This is a genomic window from Bradyrhizobium zhanjiangense, from assembly GCF_004114935.1.
Lineage (GTDB): Bacteria > Pseudomonadota > Alphaproteobacteria > Rhizobiales > Xanthobacteraceae > Bradyrhizobium > Bradyrhizobium zhanjiangense.
Map to the genome: position 1 here is coordinate 200,734 of NZ_CP022221.1, position 24,082 is coordinate 224,815.

Genomic DNA, 24,082 nt, shown 5'->3' on the forward strand with positions numbered 1-24,082 from the left:
CGCATTGCATCTGCGATGCAATGCGACCTCTCCCGCAAGCGGGAGAGGTGCAGCGAGCCTGTCGCAGCAGTGAACGCTTACGCGCTCACACCAACTCCGATCGGGCAGGCCACGCCGGTGCCGCCGAGGCCGCAATAGCCGGCGGGATTCTTCGCCAGATATTGCTGATGGTAGTCTTCGGCGAAGTAGAATTCGCCGGCGGGCGCGATCTCGGTGGTGATGGCACCGATCCCCTTTGCGGCGAGCGCCTTCTGATAGAGCGCTTTCGATTCCTCTGCGGCCTTCTTCTGCGCGTCGCTGAAGGTGTAGATCGCGCTGCGGTACTGCGTGCCGACGTCGTTGCCCTGGCGCATGCCCTGCGTCGGGTTGTGGCTCTCCCAGAACGTCTTCAAGAGCCTCTCGTAGGAGATCTTGTTCGGATCGAACACGACCAGCACCACTTCGGTATGAGCGGTGCGGCCCGAACAGACCTCTTCATAGGTCGGGTTCGGCGTGTGACCGCCGGCATAACCGACCGCGGTGGCGTAGATGCCGTCGCCGAGCTCCCAAAACTTGCGCTCGGCGCCCCAGAAGCAGCCGAGACCGAACACCGCCTGCTCGAGACCGGCGGGATAAGGCGGCTGCAGCTTCGCGCCGTTGACGAAATGGGTGGTCGCGGTGGGGATGGCTTGCGCACGGCCGGGCAGCGCCTCAGTTGCGCTCGGCAACGCGGTGGTCTTGCGCATGAACAGCATGATTGGTCTCCGAAACGAGCTGTCCGTCGCGTGAGCGAGCTCAAGAGGTCGAGCGCTCAGGCGGCGTGCTCGCGATCAGGTGGGAATATAGGCATCTACGCAACGACAGGCAGCTTTGTTACGCGGCCCGCGCGCGCTCAATCCCCGGAATTGAAAGCTCAATCCCGGGAATAGCCGATCAGCGGTTTGCGCGGGCGGAACAGGATCATCAGCAAAATGCCGAGAATGCCGAGGACCGCGAAGACCGGCTGATCCAGCACCAGGCGGATCACCGAAGTCCAGAGCCAGGGCGCCTTGGCCTCGACCCAGGTCCGGAACGCGGTCTGGCTGGCCTGATTGATGTCGTTCCAGAACTGGCCGAACCGGGTGAATTTGAGGGTCTGGTCGGCCACCCAGCGGGCGCCGTCATAGACCATGAAGATGAACCCGCCGGCGAGCAGCAACAGCCCAATCAGTCGGAAAAAGCCGCGGATCATGCCTCACCTGCCATGGTCGTGCGATCGGACGACCCTCCAGAATGTTGCCAGCCAATAGCCGGGCGACGGCAGAAATTCAACCTCTTCAGGGCGTTACGGCCCGCCTCCAGCCCGTTCAGGCCGGTTTTCCAGCTCCCGAAAGCGTTGACGGTGCGAAAGACCCTCTCTATAAGGGCGCCAACTGGCGGTGGGCGCAATCCTGCCGCCGCTGTTCTTTGAGCAGGTGCAGGCTCTTTGAGGCCTCATGTTCCCGGGACAGCCCAGCAACCGAACACCCTAAATCCGAGCGTCGATTCAGCGGTCAAGCAGCCGGCGCTACCCCGACCAAGACGCGACCGGTACCGCAAAGGACATTGAGACCATGGCCAATACCACTTCCGCCAAGAAAGCGACGCGCAAGATCGCCCGCCGCACCGCCGTCAACAAGTCGCGCCGCACCCAGATGCGCGGCGCCGTGCGCACCGTCGAGGAAGCCATCAAGACCGGCGATCGCGCCGCTGCCGTCAAGGCGCTGGCGAATGCCGAGCCGGCCTTGATGCGCGCCGCCCAGCGCAACATCATTCACAAGAACAACGCCAGCCGCAAAGTCTCGCGCCTCACCGCGCAGATCGCCAAGCTCGCGAAGTAATCTCGCACCATCATCCGATCGGTCGATCCGATCGGCGCGCCAAACAGCCCGGCATCGCGCCGGGCTTTTTTGTTGGCTGTCATATTCACGCAAGCAGCCACGGCACGTTCGATCTTTGGTTTGGAAGATCTGCAACGTCTGCGCTATTCTTCGTTCCGTAGTTTTACTGCCGAAATTTTGCAACAGCGGAAACTTTCACCGCGTTGCAAAAGCCCTTGTGCTGCGGGCTCGAATTGAATCCGCGGGCGACGAAACTTCTGCACACCGTAGATTCACAGGAACGCGTCTCGGCGTGGAGTTACCCTGCAAAACGAGTCTCGAAAAGCGATGACTCAATAATCACTTATCAACATAGCAACGACAAGCATTTGGAAAATTCGCTCGCGCGTCGGGTGCGTGACGAATTTTTTAAAGTTTTTTGGCGTAGGCGGAGAATTGTCACACGAGGCGCGGCATTTTCGATTCTGCGCACGAATCCAAAAACTTGCTTCGGAGCCTGTGAACAACTCGCGCGCGGCGTTAACGCAGATCAAGTTTTTTGGTGCCTCAAGTGTGAATCAATTTCGTTGCGAGTCTTTCCGCTTAGTGTATTCCTTAAGTCGTTCGCGGCGCCCACGATCTTGAGACCAGCGCGGTTTTGGAAACGGGGCGAGCGTGCAAATCGGCGGCGGTGTGCACGTAGGCGACGCTTCAACAAGCGATTGTCGGTTCGAAACCCATAGCAATGTGGGAATGGTAGCTCTTTGTCTGAATGTCTCCAAGCGGGATCTCAACTGTCCCGCTCGCGCCAGGCGCAAATGAGAGACGTCGTAAAGCTACCCCGATAGACGCGAGGCGAAGCCGAACGAACGGCGAGTACAGACGGGCAGGGCATTCGCGACTGGGGCTTTCAGGGGCGGCTGTCTTTTCACACGCAGGACCTTGTCGTGAGCAATCACGGCGGGACGGGGAGGTATCATGTCCTACGGATTCAACGCGGTATTGACACAGTTTCGTTCTTTCGACGATGCCGTCTCCGATCCGTCAAGCGACCAGCCTCCGACGTGTGAGGGCGCGCAGAGTACGCGCTGACCTCGCGACCCCTCCATCTCCGACATCGCTGATCTGACCCGCGGCATTTCCGCCGAACGGTCGAGCCATGTCTGATGATGGACTCGCTTGAGGTCGCGCCACCCAGGGATTTCGGCAGGAACCCTGCATGGCGCTCACAACGCAACCTTATCTCTCAAGAGAAGTTTTCTGACGATGACAATGGAACAGGATCGCTGGTCACGCGTGAAGGGTCGGCTGCGCTCGAGCGTCGGCGAAGACGTTTACACGAGCTGGTTTGCGCGCATGGATCTGGAAGGCGTGCAGGACGAGAGCGTGCGACTCTCGGTGCCGACGCGCTTCCTGAAGAGCTGGATTCAGGCCCATTATGCCGAGCGCGTGCTGTCGTGCTGGCAAGCCGAGATGCCGGAAGTGCATCGTATCGATCTTACGGTCCGCTCGGCGGTGCGCCCGGTCGCGCAGCCGAAGGAAGCGCCCGCCCCGGTCGAGGCGCGCCGCGCGCCGACCCCGGAGCTGCGCTCGACCGCAACCGCACCGGTCTCGGCCAATCACGACGCGCTCGGCGGCTCGCCGCTCGATCCACGCCTGACCTTCGCGAGCTTCGTCGTCGGCCGCTCCAACACGCTGGCGCATGCGGCCGCGCGCCAGGTCGCCGAAGGACGCCGCGGTGATCCCGTGATGTTCAACCCGCTCTACATCCATGCCGGCGTTGGCCTCGGCAAGACGCATCTCTTGCAGGCGGTGACCTGGGCCGGCAATTCCGGCAACGAGCGCAAGGTGCTGTATCTCACTGCGGAAAAATTCATGTACGGCTTCGTCGCCGCGCTGAAGACGCAGACGGCGCTGGCCTTCAAGGAAGCGCTGCGCGGCATCGACGTGCTCGTCATCGACGATCTCCAATTCCTGCAGGGCAAGTCGACCCAGGCCGAGTTCTGTCACACCCTGAACGCGCTGATCGACGCCGGCCGTCAGGTCGTGATCGCGGCCGACCGTCCGCCGTCCGATCTCGAGAGCCTGGACGATCGCGTCCGCTCGCGGCTCGCCGGCGGCCTCGTGGTCGAGATGGGCTCGCTCGGCGAGGAGCTGCGGCACGGCATCCTCAAGTCGCGCGTTGCCGCGGCCCGCGCCCACCATGCGACGTTCGAGGTGCCCGAGGAGGTGCTGCATTATCTGGCGCGCACCATCACCCATAACGGCCGCGACCTCGAAGGCGCGATCAATCGTCTGCTCGCGCACTCGAAACTCAACAACCGGCCGGTGACGCTGGAGATGGCCGAGCACGAGGTGCGCGACCTGGTCCGGCCACAGGAGCCCAAGCGGATCAAGATCGAGGACATCCAGCGCGTGGTGGCGCGACAGTACAACGTCAGCCGCTCCGATCTGTTGTCCTCGCGCCGCACCGCCAACGTGGTGCGCCCGCGTCAGGTGGCGATGTATCTCGCCAAGACGCTGACCCTGCGCTCGCTGCCCGAGATCGGCCGCCGCTTCGGCGGACGCGACCACACCACCGTGCTGCACGCCGTGCGCAAGATCGAGGCCCTGGTCTCCAAGGACACCGCGCTGTCCGAGGAAGTGGAGTCGCTGAAGCGCCAGCTTCAGGAATAAACGCCTATTTCTTTCACCTCTCCCCCGCTTGCGGGGAGAGGTCGGAATGCGCGCGCAGCGCGGATTCCGGGTGAGGGGGGACACTCGGCGTGTCCAACTCTCACCTCCCCTGTGGAGACTCCCCCTCACCCCAACCCTCTCTCCGCAAGCGGGGCGAGGGAGCAGATCTATGCCTGGGCGGCGGCCTTCGTTTGGGCGGTAAATCGTGGGGAACTGCCTTCGATCCCTTGAATCCGGGGGCCATCCGCGCCACCTTGCGCGACCCTGACAGCTTTGATCATATCGGCAGGAATGATCCGGCTTTTCGGGGTCTTCGGTGCCGTGGCGCGCGTCCCGCTGCCCGGCCTTCTCAACGCTGTGTTTTCCTTGGGGATCGGGCGAGTAGTGCAATGAAGGTTACGGTCGAACGCGCGCAACTGCTGAAGTCGCTGGGCCATGTCCATCGCGTGGTCGAGCGCCGCAACACGATTCCGATCCTCGGCAACGTGCTGGTCCGCGCCGAGAACGCGAAATTGTCGCTGAAGGCGACCGACCTCGACCTCGAGGTCACGGAGACGCTGCCCGCGGAAACCGCGACCGCGGGCTCCACCACCGTGCCGGCGCACATGTTCTACGACATCGTCCGCAAGCTGCCGGACGGCTCGCAGATCGTGCTCGAGGCCGACGGCGACCGCGCGGTGCTGGCGATCCGCGCAGGCCGCTCGCGCTTCACGCTGCAGACCCTGCCGGAGAATGATTTCCCGGATCTGGCCGCCGGCGACATGTCGCACTCGTTCTCGCTCGCCGCCAAGGACGTCAAGCGGCTGATCGACCGCACCCAGTTCGCGATCTCGACCGAGGAGACGCGCTATTACCTCAACGGCATCTATCTGCACGCCGCCGGCACCGCCAAGGCGGCGACCCTGCGCGGCGTCGCCACCGACGGCCACCGCCTCGCCCAGCTCGACCTGGTCCAGCCCAAGGGCGCCGAGGGCATGCCCGGCGTCATCGTGCCGCGCAAGACTGTCGGCGAGGTGCAGCGCCTGATCGAGGACACCGAGGCCGAGATGACGATCGAGCTGTCGCAGGCCAAGATCCGCTTCACCATCGGCAATGTGGTGCTGACCTCGAAGCTGATCGACGGCACTTTCCCCGACTACGGCCGCGTCATCCCGCAAGGCAACGACAAGGAGCTCGTCGTCGACAAGAAGGATTTTGAGAACGCGGTCGACCGTGTCTCCACCATCTCCAGCGAGCGCGGGCGGGCGGTGAAACTGTCGCTATCGGCGGGCAAGCTGGTGCTGTCGGTGACCAATCCGGATTCCGGCAGCGCGACCGAAGAGCTGGAGGTCGAATACGCCTCCGACGCCCTCGATATCGGCTTCAACTCCCGCTACCTGCTCGACATCGCCGCCCAGATCGAAGGCGACGTCGCAACCTTGAGGCTGGCCGACCCCGGCTCGCCCACCCTGGTGCAAGACCGCGACGACAAGAGCGCACTGTACGTGCTGATGCCGATGCGGGTGTGAGGGAGGTGCTCCCTCGCCAACGCAGACTGCCTTTAGAGCCGAACGCGATGCGCATTGCGATGCCCCCTCCCCTTGTGGGAGAGGGCAGCTCCGCTGGAGGAGACACAGTCGGTCGGGTGAGGGGTTAGTGCCGCAAGATCCGTCCCATCGGCCAGTCCCCAAACGTCTCCGCCAATTTGCGAAGAATATGCGGCACGAACCGACGGACGCGGAAGCGGCCATGTGGCGCTTGCTCAGGGATCGTCGGCTCTCCAGCTACAAGTTTCGCCGGCAAGTTCCATTCAAGAACTACGTTCTCGATTTCGTCTGTTTCGACAAGCGCCTCGTGATCGAGATTGACGGAAGTCAGCATGCGGGATCGCAGCGTGATGCAGTTCGCGAAGCCGCACTTTTCGCAGAAGGTTTCTCGGTCGCGCGCTATTGGAACAACGACGTTTTGCAGCAATCCGTGTCCGTATTGGAGGATATTCTTGCAAAGCTTGCCGGGCGGTAAGATACCCCTCACCCGTCGCCTCACTGCGTGAGGCGCCACCCTCCCCCACAAGGGGGGAGGGAAAGCAAAGCCCGGCAATGACGAGCTGATATGACCCCCTCCCGCATTCATCGTCTGACGCTGACGCAGTTTCGCAATTATCGGGCGGCGGGGCTCGAGACGGCGGCTGACATGGTGGCGCTGGTCGGGCCGAATGGGGCGGGCAAGACCAATTGCATCGAGGCGATCTCGTTCCTGTCGCCGGGGCGGGGCTTGCGGCGCGCGACGCTGGAAGACGTCGCCGACAACCAGGGCGACGGCTCCTGGGCGGTGTCGGCGCAGGTCGAGGGCGCACTGGGGCTGGCGACGCTCGGCACCGGCATCGATGCGCCGCGCACTGACGCCGCCGTCAGCCGGCGCTGCCGCATCGACCGCGAGCCGGTCAATTCCGCCGCCGCCTTCGGCGACCACATCCGCATGGTGTGGCTGACGCCGGCGATGGACGGGCTGTTCATGGGCGCGGCCTCGGAGCGGCGGCGCTTCTTCGACCGCCTGGTGCTCGCCATCGACAGCGACCATTCCAGCCGGATCAACGCACTGGAACGCTCGCTTCGCTCGCGCAACCGCCTGCTCGAGACGCGCAATTACGACGATCATTGGTGTGACGCGATCGAGCGCGAGACCGCCGAGCTTGCGGTCGCGGTCGCCGCAACGCGCGGCCAGACCGCGGCGCGGCTGACCGGCATGCTCAATACGCGCGCGCAAGCCTCGGCGTTTCCGTCGGCACAAATCGCGCTCGACGGCTGGATGGAGAACGCGCTGCTTCAGGAGACCGCGACGTCGGTCGAGGACCGCTACCGCCAGATCCTGCGCGACAACCGTCCGCGCGATGCCATCGCCGGCCGCACCACCGACGGCCCGCATCTCACCGACCTCCAGGTCGTCTATGCGCCCAAGAGCATGCCGGCGCGCGATGCCTCCACCGGCGAGCAGAAGGCGCTCTTGATCGGCTTGGTGCTGGCGCATGCGACGCTGGTGGCCGAAATGACCGGCATCGTGCCGCTGCTGCTGCTCGACGAGGTGGTCGCCCATCTCGATCCGAACCGGCGCGCGGCGCTGTTCGAGGAGCTGAAGAAGCTCGGCGCGCAAGTGTGGTTGACCGGCGCGGACCCCGCTGCCTTCGCCGAGATCGGCGCGGGAGGCGAGATCTTTGACGTCGAGAGCGGACGCGTCTCCGCCCGAAGGTAGGCCGCCACATTGAACCCGCCCGGTTCCGTCAGCGACTAGCTGCCTGAGGCCGCGAGAAGCGGCCGTCGCGCAAGATTTCCAACTCGCGCGATATCCTTGGAGCGTGAGCATGACGACGGTGAGGCCTGGGGTGCGAGCTCCGGCACGATGGCAAGTTTTTGCGTGCTGCCTTGCTCTCTTCGCGAGCTGCCTGCTCGCGGCAAGCGCCGGCGCCTTTGTGTCGAATCTGCCGCCGCTATTTTCTGCCGCGCTCACGCTGGATCCGGATGCCAAGCTGCCTGCGCCGACCCGCTACAGCTATCGAGGGATCCACACCACCGTGATGCCGGGCATCGAAGCCCCGCTCCGGACCAGGCTCGAAGCCACCGTGCCCGCACGGCTCAGCGACGTCCTCGTGTTCTATCGCACCGAGCTCGGAAAGCTCGGCTGGCAGGAACAGGATGGCACGGTGGTCACCGCCGACCACGTGCGCCTCGACTTCGTCTCCCCAATCGGGCCGGCAGCGCTGGAGCTCGACCGCAAGGCCGGCAGCACCTCGGTCCACCTCGTGCAGAAGAATTCGGATGCGGCGACCCGGGCAAACGTCCTGCCCGCACCCGGCCAGGCGAAGCTCGTGTTCAGCAATATCGGCGAGCAGGAAGCCGTGCTCACGATCAACGAGCGGACCATCCCGCGCCCCGCCGGCGCGAACGCGGTCGCGCTGGATCTCGGGCCCGGCAAATACTCTTACAGCCTGAGCGTGCCGGGCCATCCAGCCACAGCGAACAGTCTCACCATCGCCGCCGGCGATACCTGGGAGCTCACGGTCGGGCGCGACGGTGAGGCGTGGCCGCCGCTCCAGCTGTATTGAAGGGCCCTGGAACTGACCTTTCCGTTCCCACAAATTCAACGGTTTTTGGAGATGCAAACCGGCCCTCGAATCGTGCTTTTTGCAGCGCCCTGAATCGGCTTTCGAAAGCCTTGAAAATCGGTCCAAAAACCCTATCTTCCCAAAGGGTTGCGAGGAGATACTTTGCGCTAGGCGCAAACCCTCTTTCGTGGCACAAATAGCCTACAAATCAGCGCCTTTTGCGCCGCTGATTCGGGCGACATCTCAAAGGCCTCTCATGACAGAACCTGCTCGGCAGCCGCGTGCCGAAAACGAGCCCTCCAACGCGAGCGACTACGGCGCGGAATCGATCCGCGTGCTCAAGGGTCTCGATGCCGTCCGCAAGCGCCCGGGCATGTATATCGGCGATACCGACGACGGCTCGGGCCTGCACCACATGGTGTACGAGGTCGTCGACAACGCCATCGACGAGGCGCTGGCGGGCCACGCCACGCGCGTCGACGTCATCCTCAACGCCGACAATTCCGTCACGGTGCGCGACGACGGCCGCGGCATTCCGGTCGACATCCACAAGGGCGAAGGCATCTCCGCGGCCGAGGTCATCATGACCCAGCTGCATGCCGGCGGAAAGTTCGACCAGAATTCCTACAAGGTCTCCGGTGGCCTGCACGGCGTCGGCGTCTCCGTCGTCAACGCGCTGTCCAGCAAGCTCGGCTTGCGGATCTGGCGCGACAACAAGGAGCACTACATCGAATTCGCCCATGGCGATGCCGTGGCGCCGCTGAAGATCGTCGGCGATGCGCCGGGCAAGCGCGGCACCGAGGTGACGTTCCTCGCCTCGACCGAGACGTTCAAGAACGTCGAATATGATTTCGCCACGCTCGAGCATCGCCTGCGCGAGCTCGCCTTCCTCAATTCCGGCGTCAACATCATCCTCTCCGACACGCGCCATGCGGTCGAGAAGCGCGAGGAGATGCACTATTCCGGCGGCGTCGAGGAGTTCGTCAAATATCTCGACCGCAACAAGAAGGCGATCGTGCCGGCGCCGATCATGGTGCGCTCGGAAGCCAACGGCATCGGCGTCGAGGCCGCTTTGTGGTGGAACGACAGCTACCACGAGAACGTGCTGTGCTTCACCAACAACATCCCGCAGCGTGACGGCGGCACCCATCTGGCCGGTTTCCGCGGCGCGCTGACGCGCCAGGTCAACGGCTATGCCGAGGCCAATGCGAAAAAGGAAAAGATCGCACTGACCGGCGACGACTGCCGCGAAGGCCTCACCGCCGTGCTGTCGGTGAAGGTGCCGGATCCAAAGTTCTCGTCGCAGACCAAGGACAAGCTGGTGTCCTCGGAAGTGCGCCCCGTGGTCGAGAACGTCCTCAACGAGGCGCTCCAGGCCTGGTTCGAGGAGCACCCGAGCGAAGCCAAGATGATCGTCGGCAAGGTGATCCAGGCCGCCGCAGCCCGCGAAGCCGCACGAAAGGCGCGCGAGCTGACGCGCAAGAGCCCGCTCTCGGTGTCCTCGCTGCCGGGCAAGCTCGCCGACTGTCAGGAAAAGGATCCTGCAAAATCCGAGCTCTTCATCGTCGAGGGTGATTCGGCAGGCGGCAGCGCCAAGCAGGGTCGTAATCGCGAATTCCAGGCGGTGCTGCCGCTGCGCGGCAAGATCCTCAACGTCGAACGCGTCCGCCCCGACAAGATGCTGTCGTCAGAGCAGATCGGCACGCTGATCACCGCGCTCGGCACCGGCATCAGCGACGACTTCTCGGTCGAGAAGCTGCGCTATCACAAGATTATCGTGATGACGGACGCCGACGTCGACGGCGCCCACATCCGCACGCTGCTGCTCACCTTCTTCTATCGGCAGATGCGCGACATCATCGACGGCGGCTATCTCTACATCGCCCAGCCGCCGCTCTATAAGGTCTCCAGAGGCAAGTCCGAGCAATATCTGAAGGACGAGCGGGCGCTGGAGGATTATCTGATCAACGCCGGGCTCGACGATTGCGTGTTCGTTCCCGGCACCGGCGGCGACCGCACCGGCCGCGACCTGCGCTCGCTGGTCGACGACGCCCGCGTGGTTCGCAGCATCCTGCGCAATCTGCACAGCCGCTATAACCGCAAGGTGGTCGAGCAGGCCGCCATCACCGGCGTGCTGAACAAGTCGATCTACGGCAATCCCGAGAACGCCGCGGCCGCCGCGCAATACATCGCGAGCCGGCTGGACAACCAGGCCGAGGAGGTCGAGCGCGGCTGGGTCGGTCAATTCGTCGAAGGCCAGGGGTTCCTGTTCGAGCGCACCGTGCGCGGCGTCAAGGAAGCGGCTGTCATCGACGATGCGCTGCTCGGCTCGGCCGAGGCCCGCAAGCTCGACGAGTACACGACGAAGCTGCAGGACGTCTACGCCCGCTCCGGCAAGCTGCGGCGCAAGGACAGCGAGCACGTGGTGCACGGTCCGGTCGATCTGTTCGAGGCGGTCACCGATTCCGGGCGCAAGGGCATCGCGCTGCAGCGCTACAAAGGTCTCGGCGAAATGAACCCGGAGCAGCTCTGGGAGACCACGCTCGACACCGAAGCGCGCTCGCTCTTGCAGGTGAAGGTCAAGGAGGTCGACGAGGCCGACGACATCTTCACCAAGCTGATGGGCGACGTGGTCGAGCCACGCCGCGACTTCATCCAGGAACATTCGCTGAGTGCGACGATCGATATTTGATCGCCGGTGGTTTTGGGTTTGATCTGCTAGCCACGCACTCGCTGCACCTCTCCCGCTTGCGGGAGAGGTCGACGTGCTCGCAGAGCACGGCGGGTGAAGGCTCTCTCCTCTCATCTCAGGGACTGTCTCGATCGTGGAGACACCCTCTCCCCAACCCTCCCCCGCAAGCGGGGGAGGGAGGGCACCCGACTCGTGGCAAGAGGACCTGTTCCCATTGCCTCCCCTGAACCTTACCTCCCGCCATCGCGACGAAGTGGCATGAACCCGCGGGCCATTCCGGCCGGGAAGCGCTCACGCCATGACCAGCTCCGCAATGACCAGTTCCACCGCGCCATCCCGCCGGCTCGGCATCATCGGCAGCATCGTCGGCGTGCTGGCGCTGATGGCCGCCGTGCTGCCGCGTTGGGTCGTGCCGATCGTGTTTCCGCCGCCGCCAGCGGAGCAGGTCATCGTCGACACCGGACATCGCATCAAGGACCGCGTGATGGCGCGGGTGAAGGGTGTCGAGTATCAGGCTCCCAGGATCGAAAGATCCGCGGCGCGAAGCTGGAGTGAAACCGCATCAGTCACCGCGATTTCGCTCGGCCTGCTTGCCATCCTGCTCTCGGTGCTCGCGCTCATCTTCCGTGAAGAGCGGCTCCTCGCCGCCGTGGCTGCCACGCTCGGCACCGGGGCCATCGCGATCGAAATTTCCTTCGTCATGATCGGCGCGCTGATCCTGATTGCCATCCTTTACGTGGTCGGAAATATCGTCGGGTTGTTCTAAGGGCCGCCTGTCACAAGCTCCCGAGGGACGGGCTCGAGCCACGGCCATCACAATTGCTCCCGCGCTCAATTCTCTGTAGTTTCCGCCTCCGAAACAGCTCCACCAACAGGACAGCGAGAACCCCGTGGCGCCCATCCAATACATCGTCGAGGGCGGTCACCGGCTCTCGGGCTCGATCGAGCCGTCCGGCAACAAGAACTCGGCGCTGCCGATCATCGCGGCGGCCCTGCTCACCGAGCATCCGGTGACGCTTCAGAACGTGCCGCGGATCCGCGACACCGAGACGCTGGTCGAGCTGATCCGCTCGGTCGGCGCCGCGGCGGAGTGGACCGCGCGCAATACGCTGCGCATTCATGCCAAGAGCATCCGCGCCGCCGATCTCGACCCCGAGCTGTGCGTGCGCATCCGCGCCTCGATTCTGCTCGCGGGCCCCCTGCTCGCCCGCTGCGGCGAAGTGATGCTGCCGCCACCCGGCGGCGACGTCATCGGCCGCCGACGGCTCGACACCCATGTGCTGGCGCTGGAGCAGCTGGGCGCAAAGGTCACCGCGACCGACCGGCTCGAATTCCGTGCGCCGAAGCTCGCCGGTGCGGACGTGTTCCTGGACGAGCCGAGCGTCACCGCGACCGAGAATGCGCTGGTTGCAGCGGTCGCCGCCGACGGTGTCACTTACCTGCGCAATGCTGCGTCCGAGCCGCATGTGCAGGATCTCGCCAATTTCCTGGTCGCGCTCGGCGCGAAGATCGAGGGCATCGGCACCAACACCATGATCGTGCACGGCTCGGCGACGCTGGGGGAAGCGACCTACTCCATTCAGCCCGACCATATCGAGGTCGGCTCGCTGATCGGCCTTGCCGCCGTGACGCGCTCGCCGTTACGCATCGTGCGCGCCGGTGTCGAGCACCTGCGCTCGATCCGCATGGGATTCGAGCGGCTCGGCATCGTCTGCCGCGTCGAGGGCGACGATCTCATCGTGCCCTCGAACCAGACGCTGAAGATCCAGGACGATTTCGGCGGCCACGTGCCGAAGCTGGAGGACCAGCCCTGGCCGGCCTTCCCGGCCGATTTGATGTCGATCGCGATCGTCACCGCCACGCAATGCGAGGGCGTGATCCTGATGTTCGAGAAGATGTTCGAATCGCGGATGTTCTTCGTCGACAAGCTGATCGCGATGGGCGCGCGCATCGTGCTGTGCGATCCGCACCGCGCCATCATCGCCGGCCCCAGCCGTCTGCGCGGCGCACCGATGACCTCGCCCGACATCCGCGCCGGCATGGCGATGCTGCTCGCCGCGGTCTGCGCCGAGGGCACCTCGACCATCAACAACGCCGACCAGATCGAGCGCGGCTACGAGCGCATCGAGGAACGGCTGAACGCACTGGGTGCGAAGATCAAGCGCGTGCCGGAACGGAAGGGCTGAGGGCTCTTTCTTCCTTCTGCCCTTGTGGGAGAAGGTGGCATAGGCGGCCTTCGGCCGCCGTTCTTAAGAACGCCGAAGCAAAGCTTCGGCTATGGCGCCGGATGAGGGGTTCTATCCACTTGCAAGATCGCTCGTGAGGATAGAGACCCCTCACCCGTCTCGCCGCTACGCGGCGGCGAGCCACCCTCTCCCGCAAGGGGAGAGGGTGAAGAGGCATCTCGCTCGCGGGCCATGTTTTCGACGTGCGGCTGTGCTAAGGACCGGCCATGCTCGACACCGTCCAACGTCATTCGCAGCCGCAAGCCGGCGTGCCGCAAAATCATCTCGCCGATGAATTCGCCGAGACGCTGCGGCTGGCCGTGCCGATGATGCTGACGCAGCTCGGGCAGATCGCGATGATCACGACCGATCTCGCGATGATCGGCCGGCTCGGCGAGGACGCAGTGGCCGCGGCTGCGCTGGCGCATACGGTCTATTTCGTCAGCTTCACCTTCGGGCTCGGATTGATGTCGGCGGTGTCGCCGCTCGCTGCGCAGGCCTTCGGCGCCGGCGACATCAGGCTGATCCGCCGTTCCTTGCGCGTCGGGTTGTGGGTCGCGCTGCTGATCTCGCTGCCGATGATGGCCTCGCCGCTCTATGGCGAGCAGATCCTGCTCGCGCTCGGACAGGCGCCGGATTCCGCCGCGCTGGCCCAGCGCTACCTCCACGGACTGGCCTGGGGCATTGCGCCGGCGCTCGGCTTCATCGCGCTGCGCAGCATGATGAGCGCGGTGAACCGGCCGCAGGCGCCGCTGTGGATCACGCTCGCCGCGATCCCCGCCAATGCCGCGCTGGTCTATGTCCTGATCCACGGCCTGTTCGGCGTGCCGAAGCTCGGCCTGTTCGGCGCGGGGCTTGCGACCACGCTGGTCAATCTCGGCACCTTCCTCGCCGCGCTCACTATTGCCGCATGGCGAAAGCCGTTCGCGGACTATCACCCGCTCGCCCATTTCTGGCGGATCGACTGGCCCCTGATGCGCCAGCTCATCGCGATCGGCGCGCCGATCTCGTTCTCGCTGCTGATGGAATACGGCCTGTTCTCCTCGGCGGCGCTGCTGATGGGGCTGATCTCGACCACCGCGCTCGCCGCACATCAGATCGCGCTCCAGGTCACCGCCGTGCTGTTCATGGTGCCGCTCGGCATCGGCATGGCCGCCACCGTGCGCGTTGGCCACGCCTTCGGCCGCAACGAGCCGGCCGGCGTCCGGCGCGCGGGGCTCGTTGCCGCCGTGCTCGGCATTGCGTTCGTCGCGGCTCTGACTGTCGCGATCATCCTCGGCCGCTATGAGCTGGGACGGCTGTTCTTCGGCAGCAGCGAGGCCAGCGCGCCGACCGTCGCGCTGACCGCGACACTTTTGCTGGTCGGCGCGACTTTCTTCATCGCCGATGCGCTCCAGACCATCATGGGCGGCGCCCTGCGCGGCATCAATGACACCCAGATGACGCTTGTGTTCGCAGCAACAGGCTATTGGTGCGTCGGCTTCCCGATCGCCTGGGTCCTCGCCTTCCACGCCAGCCTCGGCGCGGTCGGCGTCTGGATCGGGCTGTCGATCGGATCGTTCGTTTATGCCGGCCTGTTGATCTTGCGCTTTGGCATGCTGACGCGCAAACTGGCGGGATGACAGGCTCGGTTCGCGAAGTCACACCCGATGTCGATGCCGGCGCTGTGCTATCAGGCGCGCAGTTCATCGATGCCTTTCGTGTAGAGGTCGGCGCGACGCAATTGAGCGCCCGCGAGGCCTGCACCCGAATGGTGCTGCACGGGCCGCGCTGGATCGATGCGCTGACGCGCTTGCGCAACATCCTGGTGAAACCCTTCGGACTGAAGACGTCAGGCGAAGGTGCTCCGGCTCCGTACGGGATGATCGGCCTGTTTCCAGTGCTGAGCGAAACGCCGGAGCAGCTCATCGCCGGGTTTGACGACTACCATCTCGATTTCCGCGTCGTGGTTGACGTCGCCGGCGACGGGGCGGACCAGCAGGTGACATTGACCACGTTGGTGCGGACCAACAATCTGCTCGGGCGTACCTACCTCACGCTGATCGTACCGTTCCACAAGCTCGTGGCCCGCAGCATGATGGGAGACATCGTGGAGCCGGCCCGATGACGCTGTCCGTCGATCTCTTCTGCTCCTACCGAAGTCCCTTCAGCTATCTGGCCCTGCCCAAGACACTGAAGCTCGTCGCCGAGTATGACCTCGCGGTCAACCTGCGGCCGGTCTACCCGCTCGCGGTCCGCGTGCCCGGATTCTTCAAGAAGGCCAGCCCGAACTTCATTCGCTATGTGGTGCTCGACAGCACGCGCGTGGCGCAGCACGAGGGCATTCCGTTCCGCTTCCCGAGGCCCGATCCGATCGTGCAGGACAAGACAACGCTCGACGTTGCGGTGGAGCAGCCTTACATCCACCGCCTGACCCGGCTGGGCGCGATGGCGCAGCTCGAAGGACGCTCGCTCGAATTTACAGACGCGATCGCGCGCGTGCTATGGGACGGTTCGGTGGCGGGATGGAACGAGGGCGATCATCTCGCGCGCGCGGCCGAGAAGGCCGGCTTCGATCTTGCCGCCATGGACGCCGCGATCACTGCCGATCCGGATCGCTATGAGCACGTGATCGCGGAGAACGAAAAGGACCACGCCGCCTCCGGCCATTGGGGCGTGCCGACCTTCGTGTTCGAGAACGAGCCGTTCTTCGGCCAGGACCGCATCGACCTCCTGCTCTGGCGCATGCAGGGCAAGGGACTGAAGCGGCGCTAGCTCACTCCGCCACCCGCGCGGGCTTGTCGGCCGCTGCCTCCGACCATTCGCCGACGACGCGATCGAGATCGCAGAGGTTCTGGTGCATCTGCTCCAGCGAGAAGCCCAGCGCGAAGAAGCGCTCGGCGGTGTCGCTGGGCTGGCCGCGGATCAGACCGTCGTGACGGACGGCGGCGACCGCCTCGGCGTAATGCTGGAGCGCAACGTGGACCGGATGGAGCGGCGGCGCGCCGGCGCCCTCCCGCAAGGCTGCGGCGGCCGAACGCAGGAAGCGCGCGATCACCATCGAGACCTCCGTCAGCGGACCTGCGAGCCGCGTCTGCACCTCGGCCGGCAGCGGCACCACGGTGGCGCGGCCGATCATCACGACGTCATGCCGCAACCGCAGGATGGTTCGCAGCAAGGGACCGGTATCCGGCCCGCTCGACAGGCGTGCGGCGCGCTCGCGCTCGGCTTCTGAGCCAATCGCGTTGAGGCTGACCATGGCAGTGCCGATGCCGTCCTGGATCCGGTGCAGCGCGTCGTTGTCGCGGCCGCGCGTGAGGCCCGCGAGCAGTTCGGTGAAGGCATCGGCGATCAGTTCGAGCAGTCTTGCTGCGCTGGCGCGGATCTGCCGCACCGCGCGCGAGGGCAGCACCAGGAAGGAGACGAGCAGGCCCGTGATGGCACCGACCGCGACCTCGCTGACGCGATCGATCGCCGAGGTCATGGGATCGGAGTGATGCATGGTCGGAACCAGGAGCACGATCACGGCGGTGACCGTCGCGGCACTGAGGCTCGGATTGATCGCGGCGATGAAGGCGAGCGGGGCGACCGAGAGCACCAGAAGCCCCAACAGGCCCGCTTCACCGGAGTACGGGATCAGGATCGCGATGGCGCCGCCATAGATGGCGCCGCCGATAGTGCCGAGCATGTAGTCGCGCGTCGCCTTCAGCGAGCGGCCGACGCTCATCTGGGTCACGATCAGCGAGGTCAGCACCGCCCAGAGCGGCAAGAGCAGATGCAGCGCGGTGGCGATGGCATAGGCTGCGACCGCCGCCACGGTGACCCTGATCGCCAGCCCCAATTGCGTCCGTCGCGCCCGGATCCGGTCGAGCAGCTCTCTTGTGCGTGTCATCGTCAACGTCCCGGTCCGATCTTCTTGAGCCAGGCAAAAGCATGGCTGATGCCCGCCCCCGCAAGGCCGCTTGAAAGGCGCAATCAGCCCGCCTAACTTGCCGGCCAAAACGAGGAAACACGATGGCCCACGAAACCGCAACGCTCGCCGCCTATGTCTTCAATCTGAAGTACCAAGATATTCCGGCGGAGGTGCTGGATCGCGCCAAAGTGCTGACGCTGGACTTCCTCGGCAGCGCCATCCGCGCCCGCAGCGAGGCGGAATCGACCCCGTCGATGCTGAAGACGCTGGAAACGCTTGCGCTCGATGCCAAGGGCGAATCCACCGTGTTCGGCGATGCCAAGACCTGGACGCCGGCGGTGGCGGCCCTGCTCAACGGCGCGCTGGGACATTCGCTCGACTTCGACGACACGCACGCCGATTCCTCGCTGCATCCGAGCGCGCCGGTGGTGCCGGCCGCCTTCGCGGTCGGCGAGATGGTCGGCGCGTCGGGCCGCGACGTGCTGACCGCGATCGTTGCGGGCTATGAAGTCTGCTGCCGGCTCGGCAATGCGCTCGACCCGACCTCGCACTACGCGCGCGGCTTCCATCCGACCGCGACCGCCGGCACCTATGGCGCGGCCGCGGCCGCCGCAAAACTGTTCGGCCTCTCCGAGCAGCAGATCATCGCCGCCTTCGGCGTCTCCGGCAGCCAGGCTGCCGGATCGCTGCAATTTCTGGTCAACGGCGCCTGGAACAAGCGCTACCAGGTCGGCGCCGCCGCGATGAACGGCGTGATCGCCGCGACACTGGCGCGCAACGATTTCGTCGGCGCGACGGAATCGGTCGAGGGCAAGCACGGCCTGCTCGCCGGCTACACCGACGATGCGCATCCGGGCAAAGCGGTGGCCGAGCTCGGCAAGAGCTACGAGACGATGAAGATCGGCGTCAAACCCTATCCGAGCTGCCGCTACACCCATGCGGCGATCGACGCGCTGATCGCCATGCGGCGCGAGCACAATCTGACGCCGGACCAGGTTAAGCGCGTCGAGATCGGCCTGCATCGTAACGGCATCACGCTCACCGGCGATGCCGCGACCAAGCGGCATCCGACCTCGATCGTCGGCGGCCAGTTCTCGATGTTCTTCACCGGCGCGCTCGCGCTCGACCAGGGCTCATTCGGCTGGGACGATTACAACCGCCTTGGCGATGCCGCCATCGACGCCCTCGCCGACAAGTTCGACGTGGTGCAGGACGACCGCCTCGAAATCGGCCGCACCCATCCGTTCGGCGCCCGCGTCAGCATCACGACGGACGATGGCGTGCATGAGCGGCTGTATGCCGATCCCTCGGGCGAGCCGAATTCGTTTCCTGACACGAAGGCGATGCAGCAGAAGTTTTTGACGCTGGCGCGGCCCGTGCTGAACGCACGCGCGGAGAAGTTTGCGGATGCGATCATGACGCTGGAGCGGTTCGACCGCGTGGCGAAGGCGACGGAGCTAGGGAGGCAATAGCTCGAGCGCGCATGCTCACCCTCCCCTGGAGGGCCCCTCCAGGGGAGGGTAAGAAGAGCCGCCGCTGCTCTCAATCCGCCCCGGCTATCTTCCCCTTCTCGCGCGTTGCGGCCACCACGTCGCGCACGAGGTCGAACACGCCATCTGCTTCCGGCGGCCAGTTCGGCGAGCGTCCCATGCGCACGATCACCAGCCGCTCCGAGGGGATCACGATCGTGTACTGCCCGATCGTGCCCTTCGCGAAGAAGGCATCGCGCGGCCAGCCGTGCGCGATGCGAAACTTCGCGCCAAAGCTGTCGCCCTGGTTGGTCCAGAAGCCGGCACCGATGCCGACCCAGGCATTCGGCGTGGGCGAGGACGAATAGCTCACCCACCCCTCGGGCAGGATGCGCTTGCCGCCCGCGACGCCGTCATTGAGATAGAGCTGGCCGAAGCGCGCCCAGTCCCGCGCCGATGCCAGCATCTCGCTCGAGCCCTCGATCGTGCCTGAAGCGTCGAGCTGGAGCGTGACATGGCGCATGCCGAGTGGAACGAACAATTCGCGGCGCGCGAAGTGCAGTGCAGCTGCGGGATGTCCACCGGCCGCATTGCGGATCAGATGCGAGAGCAGGATGGTGTTGCCGTCATGATAATTCCACGCCGTGCCCGGCGCGGTCGCAAGCGGCATGCTCGCGGCATAGGTGGCCATGTCGGCTTCCACGAACTTCATGCGGTTGACCGGCTCGAAGGCGGAGCCGAGCGAGGCCTGCAACGAGCTGCCGAGCGCCAGCCCTGCGGTGTGGCGTAGCAATTGATCGACGCTGATGGCATGGCGCGGGTCATCCGGATGCTTCCAGGCGGCGACCGGCGCGGGCCCGTCGAGCTTGAGCTTGCCCTGACGCACCAGCACGCCTGTCAGCGCCGAGATCACCGATTTGGTCATGGAGAAGCCGAGCAGCAGCGTCTCCGGTCCGATGCCGTAGGCGTAGCGCTCGGCGATGACGCGGCCCGCCTTCATCACGACGATCGCGCGGGTGCGGCGATAAGGCGGCTGTGCCGGCTCGTCAAAGGCGCGGTCGAGCGCGGTAGCAAGCTCGGGACTTTGCGGCGGCACGATCGCCGGACCGGCGATCTCGGGCAGCAGCGCGGGCTGCCTGTCGTCCGGCGGCGGCATGACTTCGGCGAGCGGCTCGCCATGCGCGAGCGTGCAGCCGAGCCCCTCGCGATAGACGGCATGGCTGCGGCCGAGGCCAAACAGTGTCACCGTAACGTCCTTGCGCACGCGATCGACGCGATACTCCATCGCCCAGCTGATCAGGCCGGTGCCGGGCATCGCATCGTTGGTCTCAGTGAACGTGCGCCGCGGATCGAGGCCGGAGACGAAGGTCTCGGAGCACAGGATGCCGGCGACAAAGCCAGTGGCGACCTTCGGCACGTCGCCGGCGCGGGCTGCGCCGAGCGCGAGACCGGCACAGGCGATGGTGGTGAGGAGGACGATCTTGCGGCGGCGGGTCACGGGTTGTCTCCGGCTTGGGGGCGTGAGCCCAAGACGAAGCAGGAGGCGTGGGATATGTGCTCGCCGGATCTGGAAAATGGCGTGGCTGGATTTGGCCGGGACTGATCGATTCTGAAATAACGCAACAGATCCAACAGCTTGAAAATTGGGCTGGTCTGTCGCGCCGGGGACGGTGGACCCCCTCGCCCCGCTTGCGGGGAGAGTGAGGGGAGTCTCCGCAGGGACGGTGACAGACGGGCTCGCGGAAGCTCCCCCTCACCCGAAATTTGCTCCGCAAATTCCGGCCTCTCCCCGCAGGCGGGAGAGGCGAAGAGCCCATCACGCCGTGCTCGCTTTAAGCCGCCGATATTCCGTCGGGGTCACGCCGGTCACCGCCTTGAAGGCGCGGTTGAAGGGGCCGAGGGACTGGAAGCCGGCATCCATGGCGATGGTGATGACGGGGACTTCGGCCTGGGCGGGATCGGCGAGCGCGGCCTTGGCTTCCTCGATCCGGTGATTGTTCAGGAACACATTGAAGTTGCGATAGCCGAGGCGCTGGTTGATCAGCCGGCGCAGCCGGTATTCGGGAATTTTCAGCCGGTTCGCCAGCACGCCGATGGTGATGTTCTCCTGGCGATAGATCCGCTCGTCCGCCATCAGCCGCATCAGGGCATCGATGAGCTTCTGGTCGGCGGCGTCCTCTGACGCCGGGACTTGGCTCAAAACCAGCGGCGGCGCGGCCTCCGCGGCCACCGGAAACAGCTCGGCGCCATCGACGCGCATCATCGCATAGGCGATGGCCGCAACGATGCAGACGAGCACGCCCGCATTGATCGTGTCGGCGATATCGCCAACCTCAATTCCGGTCACGACAATCTGGAGCAGCGCGTTCGCCCCGCCATAGAGCGCGGCCGTGCAGACGATGAAGACGCGAACGCGGCGGCGGCGCTCGACCAGATCGGCCGACCACGAATTGATCGTCTGCACCACCGCAAGCGCAATGAAACCGAGCACGATCAGATTGACGATGGTGACGGCAAGCCGAACGTTTCCGCCCGGTGCGATCCAGAGACAGTTGACGAAGCTGAACGCGGTCACCAGTCCCCAGATCAATCCGTGCCACCAGCGCAGACGAAACTCGTCGTCGAACAGCGCGCGCGTGAACAGCCAGAACACCACGATGTTGCCCGTCGACAACGCAATCAGCGGCGCATGCCAGGCCGGCACCAGCGACGACACGCCGACCGAATAGCTCGCCGCATGCGCGGCCGAGCCGATCGCGAAGCCAGCACCGAGCCGGGCTGCCAGCACGTGTCCGAAATCAGAGACGAGCGACGCGCCTAGCACAAGCAGCAGCGCCACGGACGCGGCGCGAAATGCCAGTTCTGTTGCAGCAAATGTCATCGGGCGATGCGACGGTCGCGATTGAAATCAGCCGAACATCCTTCGTCAGGCGTATTTTTTCAAGGACCATCCGCACCACAACTGTCATCGCCCGGTTTGACCGGGCGATCCAGTACTCCGAGACGACAGTGATTAAACCGATGGGCCGCAGCGTACTGGATTCCCCGCTTTCGCGCGGAATGACAGCGGTGGGTGAGGCGATGATAGTTCTGCACATGGCGCTATTGCGGTCCGCGACGTTGAGCCCCGGCTTTGTCGCGACGGCGCTGCAAATTCCTGCTAGTCTCGCATCCAACAAAGCCAAAAGGAGCCTACCCATGAGCTGGCAACCCTCCAACGATCCCGTGCTCGGCGATCCCATGTCCTGCGATGCGCTCGATCTCGTCATCGTGCCTCGCACGCGCGATCTCGGCGACGGATTTGAGGTGCGGCGCGCATTGCCGCACGGCAAGCGGCAGATGGTCGGGCCGTTCATCTTCTTCGATCATTTCGGACCGGTGCAGTTCGTCTCCGGCAAGGGCATGGACGTGCGGCCGCATCCACATATCGGGCTTGCCACCGTCACCTACCTGTTCGACGGCGCGATCATGCATCGCGACAGCGAAGGCAACGTCCAGGAGATCGCGCCCGGCGCGATGAACCTCATGACCGCCGGGCGCGGCATCGCCCATTCCGAGCGCACGCCCGACGCGCAGCGCGCCTCCGGCCAGAAGATGCTGGGTTTGCAAAGCTGGATCGCGTTGCCGTCGGGATCCGAGGAGATTGCGCCGTCGTTCCAGCACTATGCGGCGGGCGATTTGCCGATGATCTCCGAGCGCGATTTTACCGCGCGGGTGATCGCGGGCTCTTCGTTCGGCATCGCCTCGCCTGTCGCGATGGTCTCGCCCTGGTTCTACACCGAGGTCACGGCGGCGGAAGGCGCGAGCGTGCCGCTCGATCCCGATCAGGAGGAACGTGCGATCTACCTGGTCGACGGCGAGGTCGAGATCGCGAACGAGCGCTACGAAGGCCCGCGGCTGCTGATCTTCCGTCCGGGCGACCGCATCACCGTGAAGGCACTGAAGGCCACCCGGATGATGTTTCTCGGCGGCGATGCACTGGAGGGCCCGCGCCACATCTGGTGGAATTTCGTCTCCTCCAGCAAGGAGCGGATCGAGCAGGCCAAGCAGGACTGGAAAACCGGCCGCTTCGCGGCAGTTCCGCAGGAACATGAGTTCATTCCGCTGCCGGAATAGGCTAATCGGGTTTCCGGCCGCTGTCAGCCGCGGCCGGATTCCTTGCGTGAAGGCTTTGCCGATGACCACCATGCTCTCCAGCGACCTGCCCCTCCCCAAGATCGGACGCGGCAAGGTGCGCGATATCTACGCCGTCGACGACGACCGCCTGCTGCTCGTCACCACCGACCGCATCAGCGCCTTCGACGTCGTGATGGGCGAGACCATCCCGATGAAGGGCGCGGTGCTGACGCAAGTGAGTGCGTTCTGGTTCAACGAGCTCGAAGGCGTGGTGCCGCATCACATGATCAGCGCCGACACCGACGCGATCATTGCGGCCGTGCCGGCCTTGACGCCCCACCGCGCCGAGATCCTCGGCCGCGCCATGCTGTGCAAGCGCACCACCGTATTTCCGATCGAATGCGTGATCCGCGGCTACCTCTCGGGCTCGGCCTGGAAGGAATATGCCGCGAGCGGCACGCTGGCCGGCGAGAAGCTCAAGGCCGGCCTCGTCGAGAGCGAGAAGCTCGAGCCTGTCATCTTCAGCCCGGCAACCAAGGCCGAGAGCGGCCATGACGAGAACATCACCATCGCGAAGATGCGCGCGGTGGTCGGCGACGAGGTCGCCTATACGCTGGAGAGCATGACGCGCGCGATCTATACACTTGGCGAGGAGCTGGCGCGCGAGCAGGGCATCATCATCGCCGACACCAAGTTCGAGTTCGGCCGCGACAAGGACGGCCGCATCATCCTGATAGACGAAGTCATGACCCCGGATTCCTCGCGCTTCTGGGCGGTCGATGCCTACAAGCCCGGCCAGCCGCAGGCGAGCTTCGACAAGCAACCCTTACGCGATTATCTCGACGTCGAGCGCCGCGCCGGCCGCTGGAACGGCGATGCCCCACCGCCGCCACTGCCCGCCAGCGTTGTGGATGCAACCAGCAAGCGCTATCTCGAAGCTTACAGGCGCGTGACGGGGAAAGAGCTGAAGATTTAGCTCCAGCTGTTGCACCTCACTTCGTCATTGCGAGGAGCCCTTGCGACGAAGCAATCCAGACTGCCTCTGCGGAAAGATTCTGGATTGCTTCGCGGAGCCTGTCATCGGGCCGCGCTTTGCGCGGACCCGGTGGCTCGCAAT

20 protein-coding genes are annotated in these 24,082 nt (G+C 65.0%); 15 read left to right on the forward strand and 5 right to left on the reverse strand.

All coding sequences use genetic code 11. From position 1 onward, the window contains the following. Positions 1–77: 77 nt before the first annotated feature. Together msrA and XH85_RS00950 are read right to left on the reverse strand one after the other, a co-directional pair. Entirely contained in the window at positions 78–734 is a 657-nt protein-coding gene (gene msrA, locus XH85_RS00945) for a peptide-methionine (S)-S-oxide reductase MsrA (protein WP_128930359.1), read from the reverse strand. Between the two features lie 158 nt (positions 735–892). After that, positions 893–1,210: a hypothetical protein gene (locus XH85_RS00950; RefSeq protein ID WP_091898220.1), complete on the reverse strand. Its 318-nt coding sequence runs from the start codon at positions 1,208–1,210 to the stop codon at positions 893–895. Positions 1,211–1,571: 361 nt separating this feature from the next. Between XH85_RS00950 and rpsT the strand changes: the two genes are divergently transcribed. From rpsT to XH85_RS01020, 12 genes are all read left to right on the forward strand, one after another. Next, a complete protein-coding gene (rpsT, locus tag XH85_RS00955) occupies positions 1,572–1,838 on the forward strand; it encodes a 30S ribosomal protein S20 (protein WP_027549990.1) in 267 nt (88 codons plus the stop codon). Positions 1,839–3,083: 1,245 nt separating this feature from the next. Continuing rightward, positions 3,084–4,493, forward strand: coding sequence for a chromosomal replication initiator protein DnaA (dnaA, locus tag XH85_RS00965; RefSeq protein ID WP_027572414.1), 1,410 nt, complete (start codon positions 3,084–3,086; stop codon positions 4,491–4,493). Between the two features lie 389 nt (positions 4,494–4,882). Then, a complete protein-coding gene (gene dnaN / locus XH85_RS00970; RefSeq protein WP_091898217.1) occupies positions 4,883–6,001 on the forward strand; it encodes a DNA polymerase III subunit beta in 1,119 nt (372 codons plus the stop codon). A 127-nt stretch (positions 6,002–6,128) separates the two neighbouring features. Beyond that, the gene (locus tag XH85_RS00975; protein ID WP_128930360.1) at positions 6,129–6,494 is read left to right on the forward strand and encodes an endonuclease domain-containing protein; all 366 of its coding nucleotides are present in this window, start codon (positions 6,129–6,131) and stop codon (positions 6,492–6,494) included. Between the two features lie 90 nt (positions 6,495–6,584). Further along, positions 6,585–7,721 (forward strand): DNA replication/repair protein RecF, encoded by a 1,137-nt coding sequence (recF, locus tag XH85_RS00980; RefSeq protein ID WP_128930361.1) that lies wholly within the window; start codon positions 6,585–6,587, stop codon positions 7,719–7,721. A 109-nt stretch (positions 7,722–7,830) separates the two neighbouring features. Continuing rightward, the gene (locus tag XH85_RS00985; protein ID WP_128930362.1) at positions 7,831–8,571 is read left to right on the forward strand and encodes a hypothetical protein; all 741 of its coding nucleotides are present in this window, start codon (positions 7,831–7,833) and stop codon (positions 8,569–8,571) included. Between the two features lie 256 nt (positions 8,572–8,827). Further along, entirely contained in the window at positions 8,828–11,263 is a 2,436-nt protein-coding gene (gyrB, locus tag XH85_RS00990) for a DNA topoisomerase (ATP-hydrolyzing) subunit B (RefSeq protein WP_128930363.1), read from the forward strand. A 298-nt stretch (positions 11,264–11,561) separates the two neighbouring features. Further along, positions 11,562–12,029, forward strand: a complete 468-nt coding sequence (locus tag XH85_RS01000) for a hypothetical protein (protein WP_128930364.1) — start codon at positions 11,562–11,564, stop codon at positions 12,027–12,029. Positions 12,030–12,153: 124 nt separating this feature from the next. Next, on the forward strand, positions 12,154–13,449 hold the full coding sequence (murA, locus tag XH85_RS01005; protein ID WP_128930365.1) for a UDP-N-acetylglucosamine 1-carboxyvinyltransferase: 1,296 nt from the start codon (positions 12,154–12,156) through the stop codon (positions 13,447–13,449). A 266-nt stretch (positions 13,450–13,715) separates the two neighbouring features. Further along, positions 13,716–15,110, forward strand: a complete 1,395-nt coding sequence (locus XH85_RS01010; protein ID WP_128930366.1) for an MATE family efflux transporter — start codon at positions 13,716–13,718, stop codon at positions 15,108–15,110. Beyond that, positions 15,107–15,595 (forward strand): DUF2867 domain-containing protein, encoded by a 489-nt coding sequence (locus XH85_RS01015; RefSeq protein WP_091898205.1) that lies wholly within the window; start codon positions 15,107–15,109, stop codon positions 15,593–15,595. Before XH85_RS01010 ends, XH85_RS01015 begins: the two co-directional genes overlap by 4 nt. Continuing rightward, positions 15,592–16,242: a 2-hydroxychromene-2-carboxylate isomerase gene (locus XH85_RS01020; RefSeq protein WP_128930367.1), complete on the forward strand. Its 651-nt coding sequence runs from the start codon at positions 15,592–15,594 to the stop codon at positions 16,240–16,242. The genes XH85_RS01015 and XH85_RS01020 overlap by 4 nt, the downstream gene beginning before the upstream one ends. Position 16,243: 1 nt before the next feature. Here XH85_RS01020 and XH85_RS01025 read toward each other — a convergent pair whose 3' ends face one another. Continuing rightward, a complete protein-coding gene (locus tag XH85_RS01025; RefSeq protein WP_128930368.1) occupies positions 16,244–17,359 on the reverse strand; it encodes an FUSC family protein in 1,116 nt (371 codons plus the stop codon). 122 nt (positions 17,360–17,481) lie between these two features. Between XH85_RS01025 and XH85_RS01030 the strand changes: the two genes are divergently transcribed. Further along, complete coding sequence (locus XH85_RS01030; RefSeq protein ID WP_128930369.1) at positions 17,482–18,852, forward strand: MmgE/PrpD family protein; 1,371 nt, start codon at positions 17,482–17,484, stop codon at positions 18,850–18,852. 70 nt (positions 18,853–18,922) lie between these two features. On the opposite strand, the gene XH85_RS01035 is transcribed toward XH85_RS01030, so the two are convergent. Together XH85_RS01035 and XH85_RS01040 are read right to left on the reverse strand one after the other, a co-directional pair. After that, positions 18,923–20,347, reverse strand: a complete 1,425-nt coding sequence (locus tag XH85_RS01035; RefSeq protein ID WP_128930370.1) for a serine hydrolase domain-containing protein — start codon at positions 20,345–20,347, stop codon at positions 18,923–18,925. Between the two features lie 318 nt (positions 20,348–20,665). After that, a complete protein-coding gene (locus tag XH85_RS01040; RefSeq protein ID WP_128930371.1) occupies positions 20,666–21,730 on the reverse strand; it encodes an AraC family transcriptional regulator in 1,065 nt (354 codons plus the stop codon). Positions 21,731–22,047: 317 nt separating this feature from the next. On the opposite strand from XH85_RS01040, the gene XH85_RS01045 reads away from it, so the two are divergent. Continuing rightward, entirely contained in the window at positions 22,048–22,965 is a 918-nt protein-coding gene (locus XH85_RS01045) for a pirin family protein (RefSeq protein WP_128930372.1), read from the forward strand. Positions 22,966–23,026: 61 nt separating this feature from the next. Beyond that, positions 23,027–23,941, forward strand: a complete 915-nt coding sequence (locus XH85_RS01050) for a phosphoribosylaminoimidazolesuccinocarboxamide synthase (RefSeq protein WP_128930373.1) — start codon at positions 23,027–23,029, stop codon at positions 23,939–23,941. Positions 23,942–24,082 lie beyond the last annotated feature (141 nt).